This is a genomic window from Mesorhizobium sp. AR02 (assembly GCF_024746835.1).
Lineage (GTDB): Bacteria > Pseudomonadota > Alphaproteobacteria > Rhizobiales > Rhizobiaceae > Mesorhizobium.
The window spans coordinates 2,777,615-2,791,684 of record NZ_CP080531.1; the positions used below are offsets into that span (position 1 = coordinate 2,777,615).

The following is a 14,070-nucleotide window of genomic DNA, read 5'->3' on the forward strand; positions in this document are numbered from 1 at the left end:
AGGAGCGGCGCTCCTAAAGCCGCTACCGGTCCTATTCCACCGACCCCACCAGAACCTGCTGGCCGCCGCGGATGGAGACCCAGCGGCCGGTGTTGTCGATCGCCTGCCGCTTGAGGAAGCGGTAGCCGGTCTGGTCCCAGGCCTTGACCTTGTCGGTCAGATTGTCGAGCACGTAGTCGCCCTTGTCGGTGCGCACCGTCAGCACGGAATGGCCTTCGCCATCGGGCTTGCGCACCACGGTGATGAGCAGATCGGCAAGCGAGATGCCCATGTGGGACAGCCGGCGGCGCTTTTCCAGGACATAGTCCTCGCAATCGCCATAGCCGTTGTCGGGATAGGTCCAGACCTCGTCCTTGCCGTAGTTCTCCATGTCACTCATCGGCTTGACGGCGGCGTTGACCCTGGCGGTGACGTTGATCAGCTTGCGCATCAGCCCGTCGGTCATCCTGGCCGGTGCCAGATTGCTCGGACGGATCGAGCATTCGCCGGGGTGCAGCTTGCAGAAATCATAGTGGCCGATCGGCTGCGAGGTGATGCCCCCGGTCGCCATCGCTCCGGCAGCCAATGCCGGCCAGCTTCCCGTGGCTGCCAGACCGGCCGCAGCCACGCACAAACGCAGCCTTCTCGCCATTGTTGAGGAATTCATTGTCCCCGCTCACCCTGTTGTTAACGAAACGTTAAGGGCGATTGACAGTCCGTGTCAATTACGACGACAGGCTGATTGGCAGCATGGTTACCCGCGGGGAGGGCCAGCGTCACTTGTGCAACAGAAGCACAAGTGCGCCGATTTTTCAGATCTTGTCCCGGAATGGCCTATCGCTTGGCGGTGCGGACCAGCTTCGGCTTCACCGCGACGCGGTTCTGGCGGCCATAGCTGGTGATGAAGTCGACGATGCGCGGCACGATCTCGGAGCGGAAGCGCGAGCCGTTGAAGACGCCGTAATGGCCGACCGCCGGCTGCATGTAGTGGGCCTTCTTGTCGGCCGGAATGTTGACGCACAGATCCTGCGCCGCCTTGGTCTGGCCAAGGCCCGATATATCGTCGTTCTCGCCCTCGACCGTGAACAGAGCGACGTTGCGGATGGCTGATGTATCGATAAGGGTGCCGCGATGCGTCATCTCGCCCTTGGGCAGGGCATGGCGGACGAACACGGTGTCGACGGTCTGCAGGTAGAACTCCGCCGTCAGATCCATGACCGCCAGGTATTCATCATAGAAGTCGCGGTGTTTTTCGGCATTGTCGCCATCGTGCTTCACAAGGTGCATGAAGAAGTCCTTGTGGGCGATGATGTGGCGGTCGAGGTTCATGCTCATGAAGCCGGACAGCTGCAGGAAGCCGGGATAGACCTCGCGGCCGAAGCCCGGCACCGGCCAGGGCGCGTGCATGACGACATTGTCGCGGAACCAGTCGATGCCCTTCTCCTCGGCCAAAAGATTGACCGCGGTCGGGTTGCGGCGGGTGTCGATCGGGCCGCCCATCAGGGTCATGGTCGACGGCACGAAGGGGTCGCCCTTGGTCTCCATCAGCGCCACCGCCGCCAGAACCGGCACGGAAGGCTGGCACACCGCCATCACATGGGTGTCGGGCCCGAGCGCATGGAACATGTCGATGATGTAGTCGATATAGTCGTCGAGATCGAAGCTGCCGTCGGCCAGCGGCACCATGCGGGCATCGACCCAGTCGGTGATGTGGACATCGGCATAGGGCAGCATGGCTTCCACCGTGCCGCGCAGCAGCGTGGCATAGTGGCCCGACATCGGCGCCACGATCAGCAGCTTCGGATCCGGCTTGCGGCCGGCGGGCACCGCGCGCTCGAAGCGGACGAGGTTGCAGAACGGCTTCGACCAGACGGTCTTTTCGGTAACCTCGACGCTCTTCCAGTCGACGACGGTCTTGTCGAGGCCGAAGGCGGGCTTGCCATAGCGGCGCGTGGTGCGTTCGAACAGTTCGGCGCCCGCCGCAATCGAGCGGCCCCAGGGCGTGTGCGAAAACGGATTGAGCGGGTTGGCGCAGAACATCCGCACCGCGTCGGCATAGAGCCGGGCCGGCTGCAGCGCCGCATGGTTCATTTCATAGAGCTGGTAGAACATCGACAACCCCGCTGCTGCCTCGACCGAAGGGACGACGAGCAGCGCCGAGCCTCAAATGTCTCGCGGCGAGGTTAACAACTAATTGCTGCGATGCAATACGTCACGTGGCGTGATCAATCGTTCTTTCGTGCAAAGGCTTGCAAATCGGCCTGGAATGGCCGAGCCGGCTCAATGTGCAGTGCCGAAATGTGTAGGAAATATGTCCGGCCCTGGCGCCGGACGCCAGACCATGATCCCGAAAAGTGGTTCCGGTTTTCGGAAGAGATCATGGTCCAAGGAAAAGACTACATCAGACGCGCGCCACGCAGACAGCGGTCTGGCCGGAGCTGATGAAGCCAAGCTGTCCGGCGGCGCCCTTCGACAGATCGAGCATGCGACCCCTGATGAAAGGACCACGATCGTTAATGCGCACGATGACGCTGCGGCCGTTGTGCTGGTTGGTGACCCGCAATTTGGTGCCGAAAGGCAGAGTGCGGTGGGCGGCGGTCATCGCCGAAGGGTTCATGCGCTCGCCCGATGCGGTGCGCGAGTGCAGCGCGTACCAGGAAGCGCGGCCACACTGGCCGGCGGCGGCGGTTGCCGAAGTGGCGGAAGCGCCGACCATCAGGCCAGCAGCGATCGTTACCGCGACAAGCGCGGTCTGGTTTAGGTTCTTCATCTCTGAGGGGTGGCTCCGTTTTTGACAGACCCCAGCCGTTAGGTGCCGAATAAGGCAGGAAATGCGGCAAGCATCTGTCCGTTCCGTGGCGAGATCACACGTTTGGAGTCAGAGGGTAACAGTCTGTCAGGGATTTTCCGGCGATATCTGATCAATTCTCGATGATCTTCGGGCCGACATCGCAGATCGCTTTGACAAGATATCGGATTAATATCCAAGTAGAATCCGGCGTGATTGGACCTCTTCCTTTGGCTCTTTCATCACGCTCACGATGTCACAGACGATCGACTTGAAAAGCGAGATCTGACAATGAGACTGACCAAAAATCTGCTGGCCTTGATTGTGCTGGCCATCGGCGCGGTGTGGTCGCTGCAAGGCATCGGCGTGGTTGGCGGCAGCTTCATGACCGGCCAGTCGCAGTGGCTCTATATCGGCCTGGTCACCATGCTGCTCGGCCTGGCCGGGCTGGTGTGGGCGAACCGGTAGGGGTGAAAGGTCGCCCCCACTCCGTCGGGCCTAAGCAAGGTCGGCACCCTTCCTCTCCCTCCGGAGGGGGGAGAGGTGGCGCTGCGAAGCAGCGACGGAGTGGGGGAAGCCGCTCGTCAATCGCGCTGTCGCAAGACAGCCACAACCCAGCGAGCAAGAAAATCGTCACCCATGCTACCGGTCGATTCTGTTACCTATCTATCTGGTTCGGACAGAATGCCCTGCCCCGACAGGCCTAACCGAACAGCTGGTCCAGAATCGTGCCTTCGAGGCGGGCGAGCTCGGCGGAGCCGCGCCGGCGCGGCCGGGCCACCGGCACATCCAGGTCGAGCGCGATCCTGCCGGCGCTGATCACCACGACACGGTCGGCGAGCGCGACGGCCTCGGCGACATCATGGGTGACCAGCACGGCGGTGAATTTCTGGGCGAGCCAGATGCGTTCCAGCAATTGCTGCATCTCGATGCGGGTCAGCGCGTCGAGCGCGCCGAGCGGCTCGTCGAGCGCCAGGATCTGCGGGTGGCCGACCAGGGCGCGGGCCAGCGCGACGCGCTGCTTCTGACCGCCGGACAGCACCGAGGGCCATTCATCGGCGCGATCTGCGAGGCCGACCTCGCCCAGAATGTCGAGCGCGCGTTGCCTTGCGTCCGCGCCGGCGGCGATGCCGGTCAGCCCGACCTCGACATTTCTGACCACGCTGGCCCAGGGCAGCAGGCGCGGCTCCTGGAACATGAAGCGGGTGCGGCTGTGGCCTTCCTCCTCGGCGCCCAGCGTCAGCGATCCCGATGTCGGCCGGTCGAGCCCCGCCAGCAGCCTGAGCAAAGTGCTCTTGCCGCAGCCGCTCTTGCCGATGACGGCGACGAACTGCCCGGCCGGCACGTCAAGGTCGATGCCGTCGAGCACGGTCTTGTCGCCGAAGCGTTTTTCCACGCCCTTGAAGGCGAAGGCGCGGCGTCCTTCGACCGATATCGCCGGGCGCGCCGGCGCTGGCGCGGCGACGAAGGAACGGACGGAGGTCAGGCTGGCGGCTGGCATCGAAACCTCATCCGTTCTGGAAGGCGGGATGCCAGCCGAGCGACAGCCGCTCGAGCAGGCGGGCGAGGCTGTCGGCGAGCTTGCCGAGCAGCGCGTAGATCAGGATCGACAGCACGACGACATCGATCAGCAGGAATTCGCGCGCCTGCATGGCCATGTAGCCGAGGCCGGAGCTGGCCGAGATGGTTTCGGCGACGATCAACGTCAGCCACATGATGCCCAAGGCGTAGCGCAGGCCGACGAAGATCGCCGGCAGCGCGCCGGGCAGGATGACGCGGAAGAACAGCGCGCGGCGGTCCATGCCGTAGACGCGGCCCATCTCGACCAGCTGCGGATCGACGCTCTGGATGCCGAGCAGCGTGTTGACGTAGATCGGAAAGAACACGCCGAGCGCCACCAGGAACAGTTTGCTTCCTCGTCGATGCCGAACCACAGGATGACGAGCGGGATCAGCGCCAGATGCGGAATGTTGCGGATCATCTGCAGCGTGGTGTCGGTCAGGCCGCGGCTGAGCCGCGACAACCCGTTGGCGAGGCCGAGCGCGAAGCCGATCGAGCCGCCGACGGCGAAGCCGGCAAGCGCGCGCGCCGTCGAAACACCGATGTTGCGGATCAGTTCACCCGACAGCGTCAGCCGCCAGAAGGCCTCGGCGACGGCACTTGGCGCCGGCAGCACATTGGCCGGCATGACGCCCGCGCGGCTGGCAATCTCCCAGCCGGCGATCACCAGGACCGGCAGCACCCAGCCGATGGCGTTTGCGTGCAGGCGCGCGGAAAAGCTCATGACGAGGCCTGCAGGCGGGCGGCGCCGTGGAAGCCGACCGAGAATTCGTTGGCGATGGCTTCGTGCACCCGCTGCCGCCTGGTGCCGAGCCCGAGCTTCGGGAACAACAGCTCGGCGACGCGGTAGGCTTCCTCGAGATGCGGGTAGCCGGAGCCGATGATGGTATCGATGCCGATCGCCTGGTATTCGCGGATGCGCTCGGCGATCTGCTCCGGCGTGCCGACCAGCGCGGTGCCGGCGCCGCCACGCACCAGGCCGACGCCGGCCCACAGATTGGGCGAGACGACAAGCTTGTCGCGGCGGCCGCCATGCAGCTCGGCCATGCGGCGCTGACCGACCGAGTCCATCTGGTTGAGGAAGCGCGCCTGGGCATTTTCGATCTGGGCGTCGGTGACGTGGCTGATCAGCCGGTCGGCGGCGCGCCAGGCTTCCTCCTCGGTTTCGCGCACGATGAAATGCAGCCGGATGCCGAAGCGCAGTTTTCTGCCGCGCAGCGCTGCCTTCGCGCGCGCTGAAGCGAGCTTCTCGGCGACTTGGCGCGGCGGCTCACCCCAGGTCAAGTACATGTCGACGAGGTCGGCGGCGAGATCCTGCCCGGCGTCGGACGAGCCGCCGAAATAGAGCGGCGGCCGCTCCTGGCTTGGCAAAAGGTCGAGGCGGCCATTCTCGACGCGGTAATATTTGCCGTCGAAATTGACGCGCTCGCCGGACACCAGTGCCCGCCAGATGGTCAGGAATTCATGCGCCTGCGCATAGCGCTCGTCATGCGGCAGGAAGACGCCGTCGCCGGCAAGCTCGGTCGGATTGCCGCCGACCACGACATTGAGCAGCAGGCGGCCATTGCTCAGCCGGTCGAGTGCCGCAGTCTGGCGCGCGGCGAAGGTCGGCAGCGTCACGCCGGGCCGCAGTGCCACCAGGAATTTGAGTTTTTCGGTGAGCGTCGCGAGGCCCGTCGCGGTGATCCAGGAATCCTCGCAATTCTGCCCGGTCGGCAGCAGCACGCCGGGAAAACCGAGCCGGTCGACGGCCTGGGCGATCTCCTTGAAATAACCGAACTCCGGCGGCCGCTGCTGCTGTTCGGAACCGAGATAGGAACCGTCGCCATGCGTCGGGATGAACCAGAAGAAATCGAGTGGCGCGGTGCTGGCTGGCGTGGTCATGGTGGACTTCCTGGAGATGCAGGCACAAACGGCAACGGCGCCGGGCGGTCTCACCCGGCGCCGCGAGACAAAAGATCAATTGCCTGGCGCGATCCAAACCGCGTCGGAGATGCGGACCGCCTTCGGGATCAGGCCGAGCTTGAAGAAGCGGTCGGCGGTCGCCTGCTGGCTGGCGACGATCTCGTCGGTGATCGGAAAGATGCCGAATTTGCTGCGATTGGCGGCGATGATCTGGGCGTCGAGCGGCACGCCGGTGACCTCATGCAGCGCCTCGGCCACCTTGTCGCGGTTCTGGTCGGCCCATTTCACCGCCTCGCCAAGTGCGGCGACGGTCGTGGTGATGGTTTCAGGATGCGCCTTGGCGAAATCCTTGTTGGCGAGGAAATAGGTGTTGACCTTGAGCACCTCGCTGGAGCGGGCCAGGACGCGGGGCTGGTAACGCGTTTCGGCAATGGCGAAGAACGGATCCCAGACCGCCCAGGCATCGATCTGGTCGCTGGCGAAGGCGGCGGCGGCATCGGCGGGGCTGAGATAGATCGGCGTGATCTGATCGAACGGAACGCCGGCCTTCTCCAGCGCCGCCACAAGAAGATTGTGCGCGGAGGTGCCCTTGCCGACACCGACGCGCTTGCCCTTGAGGTCGGCAACCGATTGCACCGGCGAGGCCGGCTTGACGAAGATGGCCTCGCCGTCACCATTGGACGGCAGGGCCGCGACATAGACGATGTTGGCGCCGGCCGACTGGCCGAAGATCGGCGGCGCGTCGCCGGTCCAGCCGACGTCGATGGCGCCGACATTGAGCGCCTCGACCAGCGGCGGGCCGGCGGTGAACTCGACCCACTTCACGGTGACGCCCTTGCCCGTGAGTGCCTTCTCGATCACCTGCTGCTGCTTGGCGATCACCGGCAGGCTGGTCTTCTGATAGCCGATGCTGAGCTGCTTCAGCTCCTGCGCGGCGGCACCGAACGACAAGGCAACGGTCGCGGCCACAAGGCCGATGCCGAAAACGCGTCTCGTCAGATTGAACATGATCCCTCTCCTTCGCTGCGGATCGGCGCCGGGAAAATGTCCTCGCCGGTTGGAAGAGAGCTCAGGCTAGGTAGTTCTATAAAATTAGTAGAGGAATGATTTTGCGAGTTGCGCGCGACAGATGGAATTGATTTCTCCCTTTGGCGGGACAGCGCCCCCTCTGCCCTACCGGACAGAGGGGGGCGGGACAGAGCGCGACGCTCGTCGTGTTGGTGTGCCCCTCACTGCGACCAATACTGCCAGGCCCAGTAAAAACTCTCGTCGCGTGGCGGCAAGCGGTCGCGGCCGGCCTGGAATTGGACCGGCGCCGGCGAGCGCTGGCTGTCCTGCCTCGCCGCTTTGTCATCGGACGCAAGGCCCAGCAGCCAGGCACCAAAATGGGCAAACAGCACGGCGGTGGAATGGGTCATCGTCATTCTCCTGCGCTTGGTTTGATCACTCGCGTCCCGCCCACGGAACGAGCACGCGCTCGATCCGGCGGATGATGAATTCGAGCACGAAGGCGATGGCGGCGATCACCAGAATGCCCATGATCACCACGTCGGTGACCAGGAACTGGGCTGCCGACTGGATCATGAAGCCAAGCCCACGCGTCGCCGCGACCAGTTCGGCCGCGACCAATGTCGACCAGCCGGCGCCGAGCGCGATGCGCAGCCCGGTCAGGATCGAGGGCAACGCGCTGGGCAGGATGACATGGCGGACCACTTGGCGCTTCGTCGCGCCAAGCGAGCGCGCGGCGTTGATGCGCTCCTGCGAGACGCCACGAACGCCGGACGCGGTCGACAGCGCCACCGGCGCCAGCATGGCGATGGCGATCACCAGGATTTTTGACGGCTCGCCAATGCCGAACCAGATGATGACCAGCGGCAGATAAGCGAGCGGCGGGATCGGCCGCAGGAATTCCAGCAGCGGATCGAAGATGCCGCGGCCGACGGTGCTGATGCCGATGGCGAGACCCACCGGAACGCCGATGAGAAGGGCCGCGACCAGCGCCGCAAACACCCGGCCCAGGCTGGCGACGGCGTGCTGCAACAGCGTCGCGTCGACGAAGCCGTCACGCGCGACAACAAAGAATTTGTTCCAGACGGCGGCAGGCGAGGGCAGGAAGACCGGCGAGACGAGTTGCAGGCGAGCCGACAGCGCCCATACCGCCAGAACCACCAGAATGGTGACCGCACTGATCATGCGCGCCGAGACGCCTTTGCGCTTCGGGGTGGCCGGCGACCATGGCACTGACAGACCATCGACCTCGTCGATCTTCTGGCTCGGTCGCTCGGTATAAGACGTCACAGTCATGCCGCCTCTCCTTCGAAGATGGCGTCGGTCAGTTCGCCGCGCGCCGCGGCGAAGGCCGGATCGGCCTTGATGGCGCGGATGGGCTCGCCGGAGGCGTAGCGCCTGGAGAAACCTGGCTCGAAGGTGCGCACCACGCGGCCCGGGCCCGGCGCCAGCACGACAATGCGGGTGGCAAGCACCAGCGCCTCCTCGATGCCGTGGGTGACCATCAGCACGCCGGCATGGCTTGCCGTCCAGAGGTCGAGCAGCGTCGTCTGCATGCGTTCGCGCGTCAGCGCATCGAGCGCGCCGAGCGGCTCGTCGAGCAGCAGGAATTGAGGCTCTGCCGCGAGCGCGCGGGCGAGGCCGACGCGCTGGCGCATGCCGCCGGACAGCTCCCAGATGCGCTTGTCGCCGGCACGGTCAAGCTTCACCAGCGCCAGCAATTCGTCGGCGCGCCGCGCCCGCTCGGCCGGCCTGACACCGCGCAGGCGCAGCGCGAAGGCAACGTTTTCGCGCGCGGTCAGCCAGGGAAACAAGGCATCGTTCTGGAACACCACCGCCCGATCCGAACCGGGTGCGGTGATCGGCTGACCGTTGATCGTGGCACTGCCGCGCGACGGCGTAACAAGGCCGGCGGCGACATTGAGCAGCGAGGTCTTGCCGCAGCCGGAACGGCCGACAAGCACGACGAAATCATCCCCGGCAACGTCGATCGACACCCGCTCGACGGCCGGTGCCGGCTGGCCGTCATAATGGATCGAGATCTTGTCGAGCACGAGATGCGGCATGGGGCCTCTCAGAGGGAAATCCGACTGCCCCGGAACGGCTCCTCGTCAGCAGTTCCGGGGCAGGCAGCACGCGGCGTCAGGGAAGGAGATCCGCGCGTTCAGTTGGCGTCAGGCGCTCAGTTCGAGGCCAGCGCCTCGGTGACGTATTTCGATGTCACGTATTTCGAATAGTCCGGCAGCACGGCGTCGACCTTGCCCTGCTCCTTGAGGAAGGCGGAGGCCGCCGCAACCGCCTTGACCGTGCCGCCGCCGAGGAATTTGTCGGAGGCCTGCTCTTCGAGCGTCGGGAAGACATAGCCCTTCAACAGTTCCGGCACCTCTTCCAGCTTGGCGCCGGTGAGCTTGGCGATCTTGCCAGCCTGCGGCGACGACACCGACCAGGCGTCGGGCTTGGCGAGGTACTCGGCATAGGCGGCGCCCGTCACCTTGACGAAGTCCCGCACGGCTTCCGGATTCTTTTCGGCGAAGTCGGTGCGCACGATCCAAGCGTCGAAGGTCGGCGCGCCCCAGGCGGCGACCTGCGAGGAATCCAGCACCACCTTGCCCGTCGTCTTGATCTGGCCGAGCGCCGGATCCCAGACGTAAGCCGCATCGATGTCGCCGCGCGCGAAGGCGGCGGCGATTTCCGGCGGCCGCAGATTGAGAATCTCAACCGACTTCGGATCGACATTCTCGTGCTTGAGCGCTGCAAGCAGGCTGTAATGCGTCGTCGAGACGAAGGGCACGGCGACCTTCTTGCCGGCGAGGTCGGCGACCTTCTCGATGCCGGCGCCATTGCGGGCGACCAGCGCCTCGGACGGCCCGATCAGGCCGACGACGAAGATGGTCTGGATCGGCAGCTCACGGCTTGCCGCCGCCGCCAGCGGGCTCGAGCCGACATAGCCGATATCGACCGAGCCGGAAGCGACCGCGGCGATGACGTCGGCGCCGGAATCGAATTTGCGCCAGTCGATGGTGGCCTTGGTGGCCTTTTCATAGACGCCATCGGCTTGCGGCACTTTGGAAGGCTCGACCACGGTCTGGTAGCCGATGGTGATCTTCAGGTCCTCGGCCAAGGCCGGGCTGAGGAAGGCGGCGCCGGCAAGGGCGGCCGACGACAGAAGGAGAATGCGTCGCGAAATGGTGGACATCAAAGGGCTCCATGAAACAGTGAAAACCGGATTGCCCCATAATAGTCAGCTAATTCTATCGTTCTTGTAGAGTTAAATCCTTCCAAGGAAGGTGGCTTTGTTGGAAAAAAGCTGTCGGTGGCGGAGCACCCGAGCGCATAGGGCGGCTGCAGCCGCTGTCACCGCCCCGTGGCAAACCGAACAGGAATGGCGCTCCGCGGGGCCTTCCCGGCTTCGTCATCCTATGGCGGAGCAAGGAGCGAAGCGGCGCAGACCATAGGATCCATGCCGCGACATCAAAAATGCCTCGACGGTGCTGAAGGATGGCGACGGGACAAAGTTTCATTCCCCGCCGTTGCATTCTTCGGCGGTTGTCACGGAATGGATCCTCGGGTCTTCGCGACGGAGCTTCGCTCCTGCTCCGCCCGTGGATGACGAAGTTGGGAAGGCTCCGGCAACTCGACAACCGTCGGCACCCATCATCTACGAAACGACAATTTTCGCTTTTGCGATTATCACGCAAACCCATGCCTCAAACAGCTACGGAATTGACAACCCTTTCCGCGTGTTTGAGGGTAAGTATAGTATCCTTATCGACATGAGGGAATTGGAGGCAACGATGAGCGGGCACCCCAGCACCATGATCGCTCACGGCAAGCACCGGCTCCCGGCACCACGTGAGTGGCACGCGACGCGGCTGTCCTGCGGGAAACCATTTGTCGCCTTGTCGCCGTTGCAGTGCATTTCTGTGCTCTTAATGGCACAAAGGCCGGTTAAAATGGCTACAGCGGCTTGAAAACGAAGCAAATTCAACGTTTCTCGGCTTGTACATCATGTCACTAGAATTTATGTGTCATGGATGCTTGGGCGCGGCGGGGAGGCTCGCCAGGCGTTTCGCAACGGATGGCCTCGCGCCATCGCATGACAGAGAAACGTTCGGTCTATGCTCACCAAAAAAGGCAAGTACGGCCTCAAGGCGCTGGTCCACCTCGCGCACATGCCGGCCGGGCAGCTGGCTTTCGTCAACGACATCGCGACCGGCAACAACATCCCGAAGAAATTTCTCGACGCCATCCTGGGCGAGCTGCGCAATGCTGGTTTCGTCCAGAGCCGCAAGGGCAAGGATGGCGGCTACCGCCTGGCGCGGCCGGCCGACGAGATCAAGGTCGGCCATGTCGTGCGCGTCCTCGATGGGCCGCTGGCGCCAATTCCCTGCGCCAGCCGCACACAATATCAGCGCTGTGAAGACTGCAACGAGGCGACATGCCAAGTCCGACATCTGATGCTCGAGGTCCGGCAGGCGATCGCCGAGGTGCTCGACCAGCGCAGCCTCGCCGAAATGCGCGATATCGGCCTCGACGACCTTACGGTCGCGAGGGGCATCGACGATCTTCCCGTCACGGTGAAGGTCCAGGCCTGACGCCTCGCATTGCGCGGGGGCCTGCATGAGCGGGCGCGCCAATTCGATCATCCCCAGTTCCATCATCATTGTCGGCGGCGGCGCCAGCGGCGTCGTGATGGCCGCGCATCTCCTGAAATCGCCCAATCCGGATCTGCGCGTCACGCTGATCGAAAAGCGCCCGCATTTCGGCCAGGGCATCGCCTATTCGACGCTGCTGTCGGCGCATGTGCTGAATGTCAGTGCTGCCGGCATGAGTGCCTATGCCGACGATCCCGGCAATTTCTGGCGCTGGCTGCAGGGGCGTGGCCTGGTGGACCAGGAGCAGACGCCACAGACGCCTTTCTACGCGCCGCGCAGCATCTATGCCCGCTACCTCGGCGAGTTGCTCGACGAACTCGAGGCGCGCGAACAGCCGACCGGGCGGCTGCGCCTGATCCATGAAGAGAGCCGGTCGATCACGCCGACGGCGTCGGGCGTCGAAGTCGCGCTCGCCAACGGCACCAGCGTCGTCGCCCATCTGGCCATACTTGCCACCGGCCATGACGAACAGCCGGCGCAAGGCCATGCGGTCCGCATGGGCTCGGAGGCCGACACAACGCTCCATCCGGACAGCGCTGTCATGGTGCTGGGCACCGGCCTCAGCATGGTCGACGCGTTCCTGGCGCTGGAACAGCGCGGCCACAGGGGCAAGATCGTCGCCGTGTCCCGGCGTGGCCTGCTGCCGTCGCCGCACCGCAAGGGCAATCCGATCAAGCTCGATGTCGCCGACATTCCGCTCGGCACCCAGCTTTCCTATTTCGTCGGCTGGTTCCGCGACCTGATCCGCGAGAACCAGAAGGCCGGCATCGACTGGCGCGACGTCGTCGACGGATTGCGCCCCTTCAACCAGAAGATCTGGCAGAACTGGCCGGCTTCGGCCAAGCGCCGCTTCGTCGAACACACCAAGGCCTGGTGGGACATCCACCGCCATCGCATGGCGCCGGAAGTCTACGCCAAGGTGACGCAAGCCGTGCAATCCGGCCGCATCCGGCTTGTCGCCGGCCGCGTCGTCGGCATCACGCCGGGCGAGGCTTTGACCGTCGACGTCCAGTCGCGCCACAGCCAGCTTGTCGAGACTTTCGACGTCGCCCGCATCTATGATTGCTCGGGCATCGTGCGAGACATCTCGACCTCGTCGAACAGCGTGGTGCGCTCGCTGGTCGACCGCGGGCTCGCGCGGCCCGATCCGATGCGCATCGGCCTCGACGTGTCGGCCAATTGCGAGATCATCGCCGGCGACGGCACGGTCTCGCGAAAGATCCTCGCCGTCGGCCCGCTGACGCGCGGCACCTTCTTCGAGATCGACGCCATTCCCGACATCCGCGTCCAGTGCGCGCGGCTGAGCAAGCAGTTGCTGGGATAGGTGCCGGCAGCGTTCAGCCGCCCAGTGCCTCGCACACCAGGCGTGCGGTCTCGGCGCCGGAAAAATTCTGCTGGCCGGTGATCAGATTGCCGTCGCGTATGGCAAAGCCGCGCCACAGCCCGGCCTGGACATAATTGGCGCCGATTGCCTTCAACTCATCCTCGATGCGCCAGGGCATCAGATGCTTTCCGCGCTCGAGTGCGCCCATCTCCCAGGTGGCGTTGTCGGCGAAATCCTCCTCGGCATTGGCGAAACCGGTCACCGTCTTGCCGGCAACGAGAAGTGAGCCATCCGCGCGCCTGGCGTAACGCAGCAGCGCGGTGCCGTGGCAGAGCGCCGCCGCCACCTTGCCGGCTTCATGGAAGGCGACGAAGGTCTGTTGCAGGTCGGTCGCGCTCTCGTAGGTGAACATCGGCGCCTGGCCGCCGGCGACGACAATCGCGTCAAAGCTGTCGACATCGATCTCCGACACCGGTCGCGTGTTGTCGACCAGACTTGCCAGTTTCGGGCTCGACAGAAAGCCGAGCGAGATGAGGTCCGTCTCGGAATAGCCCGAGGGATCACGCGGGTCGCTCAGCGCGTCGGCCTCGCATCGGCCACCATCGGGCGAAAAGATCTCCACCGTGTAGCCGCGTTCGATGAAGGCGAACCACGGATGCGTCAGCTCGCTCCACCAGAAGCCGACCGGCCATCCGGTCGTGGTCGAGATAGCCGGATTGGCGATGACGATCGCGATGCGCTTCGGCCTCAGCGCATTGACCGGATTGGCATCCCTGACACTCATCTTTGCTCTCCCTTATGAAACTGTCGCCGACAAAGCCGGGCCCGGCAATCTGGCCAGATGGCGGGGT

14 protein-coding genes and 1 pseudogene are annotated in these 14,070 nt (G+C 64.5%); 3 read left to right on the forward strand and 12 right to left on the reverse strand.

From position 1 onward, the window contains the following. Positions 1-31: 31 nt before the first annotated feature. The 3 genes from DBIPINDM_RS17450 to DBIPINDM_RS17460 form a co-directional block, all read right to left on the reverse strand. Positions 32-646 (reverse strand): transglutaminase-like cysteine peptidase, encoded by a 615-nt coding sequence (locus DBIPINDM_RS17450; RefSeq protein ID WP_258588399.1) that lies wholly within the window; start codon positions 644-646, stop codon positions 32-34. A gap of 167 nt (positions 647-813) precedes the next feature. Continuing rightward, positions 814-2,091: a polyhydroxyalkanoate depolymerase gene (locus tag DBIPINDM_RS17455; protein WP_258588400.1), complete on the reverse strand. Its 1,278-nt coding sequence runs from the start codon at positions 2,089-2,091 to the stop codon at positions 814-816. A gap of 289 nt (positions 2,092-2,380) precedes the next feature. Beyond that, positions 2,381-2,749 (reverse strand): septal ring lytic transglycosylase RlpA family protein, encoded by a 369-nt coding sequence (locus DBIPINDM_RS17460; protein WP_258588401.1) that lies wholly within the window; start codon positions 2,747-2,749, stop codon positions 2,381-2,383. Between the two features lie 309 nt (positions 2,750-3,058). Here DBIPINDM_RS17460 and DBIPINDM_RS17465 point away from each other — a divergent pair, with 309 nt between their 5' ends. Further along, positions 3,059-3,235, forward strand: a complete 177-nt coding sequence (locus DBIPINDM_RS17465) for a hypothetical protein (RefSeq protein ID WP_258588402.1) — start codon at positions 3,059-3,061, stop codon at positions 3,233-3,235. A 235-nt stretch (positions 3,236-3,470) separates the two neighbouring features. On the opposite strand, the gene DBIPINDM_RS17470 is transcribed toward DBIPINDM_RS17465, so the two are convergent. The 8 genes and pseudogenes from DBIPINDM_RS17470 to tauA all read right to left on the reverse strand — a co-directional run bounded on the left by DBIPINDM_RS17470 (position 3,471) and on the right by tauA (position 10,436). Beyond that, the gene (locus DBIPINDM_RS17470) at positions 3,471-4,268 is read right to left on the reverse strand and encodes an ATP-binding cassette domain-containing protein (RefSeq protein WP_258588403.1); all 798 of its coding nucleotides are present in this window, start codon (positions 4,266-4,268) and stop codon (positions 3,471-3,473) included. 7 nt (positions 4,269-4,275) lie between these two features. Next, positions 4,276-5,051 (reverse strand): annotated as a pseudogene (locus DBIPINDM_RS17475) (ABC transporter permease subunit). Beyond that, the gene (ssuD, locus tag DBIPINDM_RS17480) at positions 5,048-6,211 is read right to left on the reverse strand and encodes an FMNH2-dependent alkanesulfonate monooxygenase (RefSeq protein ID WP_258588404.1); all 1,164 of its coding nucleotides are present in this window, start codon (positions 6,209-6,211) and stop codon (positions 5,048-5,050) included. Before ssuD ends, DBIPINDM_RS17475 begins: the two are co-directional and overlap by 4 nt. Positions 6,212-6,286: 75 nt before the next feature. Further along, positions 6,287-7,240: a sulfonate ABC transporter substrate-binding protein gene (locus DBIPINDM_RS17485; protein ID WP_258588405.1), complete on the reverse strand. Its 954-nt coding sequence runs from the start codon at positions 7,238-7,240 to the stop codon at positions 6,287-6,289. 221 nt (positions 7,241-7,461) lie between these two features. After that, positions 7,462-7,650, reverse strand: a complete 189-nt coding sequence (locus tag DBIPINDM_RS17490; protein WP_258588406.1) for a hypothetical protein — start codon at positions 7,648-7,650, stop codon at positions 7,462-7,464. A gap of 25 nt (positions 7,651-7,675) precedes the next feature. Next, positions 7,676-8,536 carry an ABC transporter permease subunit gene (locus DBIPINDM_RS17495; RefSeq protein ID WP_258588407.1) on the reverse strand — a complete coding sequence of 287 codons (861 nt, stop codon included), beginning with the start codon at positions 8,534-8,536 and terminating at the stop codon, positions 7,676-7,678. Beyond that, complete coding sequence (locus tag DBIPINDM_RS17500) at positions 8,533-9,306, reverse strand: taurine ABC transporter ATP-binding protein (protein WP_258588408.1); 774 nt, start codon at positions 9,304-9,306, stop codon at positions 8,533-8,535. Before DBIPINDM_RS17500 ends, DBIPINDM_RS17495 begins: the two co-directional genes overlap by 4 nt. Positions 9,307-9,422: 116 nt before the next feature. Beyond that, positions 9,423-10,436, reverse strand: a complete 1,014-nt coding sequence (gene tauA, locus DBIPINDM_RS17505; RefSeq protein WP_258588409.1) for a taurine ABC transporter substrate-binding protein — start codon at positions 10,434-10,436, stop codon at positions 9,423-9,425. 922 nt (positions 10,437-11,358) lie between these two features. Between tauA and DBIPINDM_RS17510 the strand changes: the two genes are divergently transcribed. Together DBIPINDM_RS17510 and DBIPINDM_RS17515 are read left to right on the forward strand one after the other, a co-directional pair. After that, positions 11,359-11,835 carry an RrF2 family transcriptional regulator gene (locus DBIPINDM_RS17510; protein ID WP_258588410.1) on the forward strand — a complete coding sequence of 159 codons (477 nt, stop codon included), beginning with the start codon at positions 11,359-11,361 and terminating at the stop codon, positions 11,833-11,835. 25 nt (positions 11,836-11,860) lie between these two features. Beyond that, positions 11,861-13,219, forward strand: a complete 1,359-nt coding sequence (locus DBIPINDM_RS17515; protein WP_258588411.1) for an FAD/NAD(P)-binding protein — start codon at positions 11,861-11,863, stop codon at positions 13,217-13,219. A 13-nt stretch (positions 13,220-13,232) separates the two neighbouring features. Here the strand turns inward: DBIPINDM_RS17515 and DBIPINDM_RS17520 are convergent, their stop codons facing one another. Then, positions 13,233-14,003, reverse strand: coding sequence for a type 1 glutamine amidotransferase domain-containing protein (locus DBIPINDM_RS17520; protein WP_258588412.1), 771 nt, complete (start codon positions 14,001-14,003; stop codon positions 13,233-13,235). Positions 14,004-14,070 lie beyond the last annotated feature (67 nt).

Coding starts and splice junctions, on each gene's coding strand:
- DBIPINDM_RS17450 (WP_258588399.1), bottom strand. CDS start 646: ATGAATTCCTCAACAATGGCGAGAAGGCTGCGTTTGTGCGTGGCTGCG.
- DBIPINDM_RS17485 (WP_258588405.1), bottom strand. CDS start 7,240: ATGTTCAATCTGACGAGACGCGTTTTCGGCATCGGCCTTGTGGCCGCG.
- ssuD (WP_258588404.1), bottom strand. CDS start 6,211: ATGACCACGCCAGCCAGCACCGCGCCACTCGATTTCTTCTGGTTCATC.
- DBIPINDM_RS17465 (WP_258588402.1), top strand. CDS start 3,059: ATGAGACTGACCAAAAATCTGCTGGCCTTGATTGTGCTGGCCATCGGC.
- DBIPINDM_RS17500 (WP_258588408.1), bottom strand. CDS start 9,306: ATGCCGCATCTCGTGCTCGACAAGATCTCGATCCATTATGACGGCCAG.
- DBIPINDM_RS17515 (WP_258588411.1), top strand. CDS start 11,861: ATGAGCGGGCGCGCCAATTCGATCATCCCCAGTTCCATCATCATTGTC.
- DBIPINDM_RS17490 (WP_258588406.1), bottom strand. CDS start 7,650: ATGACCCATTCCACCGCCGTGCTGTTTGCCCATTTTGGTGCCTGGCTG.
- DBIPINDM_RS17510 (WP_258588410.1), top strand. CDS start 11,359: ATGCTCACCAAAAAAGGCAAGTACGGCCTCAAGGCGCTGGTCCACCTC.
- DBIPINDM_RS17460 (WP_258588401.1), bottom strand. CDS start 2,749: ATGAAGAACCTAAACCAGACCGCGCTTGTCGCGGTAACGATCGCTGCT.
- tauA (WP_258588409.1), bottom strand. CDS start 10,436: ATGTCCACCATTTCGCGACGCATTCTCCTTCTGTCGTCGGCCGCCCTT.
- DBIPINDM_RS17455 (WP_258588400.1), bottom strand. CDS start 2,091: ATGTTCTACCAGCTCTATGAAATGAACCATGCGGCGCTGCAGCCGGCC.
- DBIPINDM_RS17495 (WP_258588407.1), bottom strand. CDS start 8,536: ATGACTGTGACGTCTTATACCGAGCGACCGAGCCAGAAGATCGACGAG.
- DBIPINDM_RS17520 (WP_258588412.1), bottom strand. CDS start 14,003: ATGAGTGTCAGGGATGCCAATCCGGTCAATGCGCTGAGGCCGAAGCGC.
- DBIPINDM_RS17470 (WP_258588403.1), bottom strand. CDS start 4,268: ATGCCAGCCGCCAGCCTGACCTCCGTCCGTTCCTTCGTCGCCGCGCCA.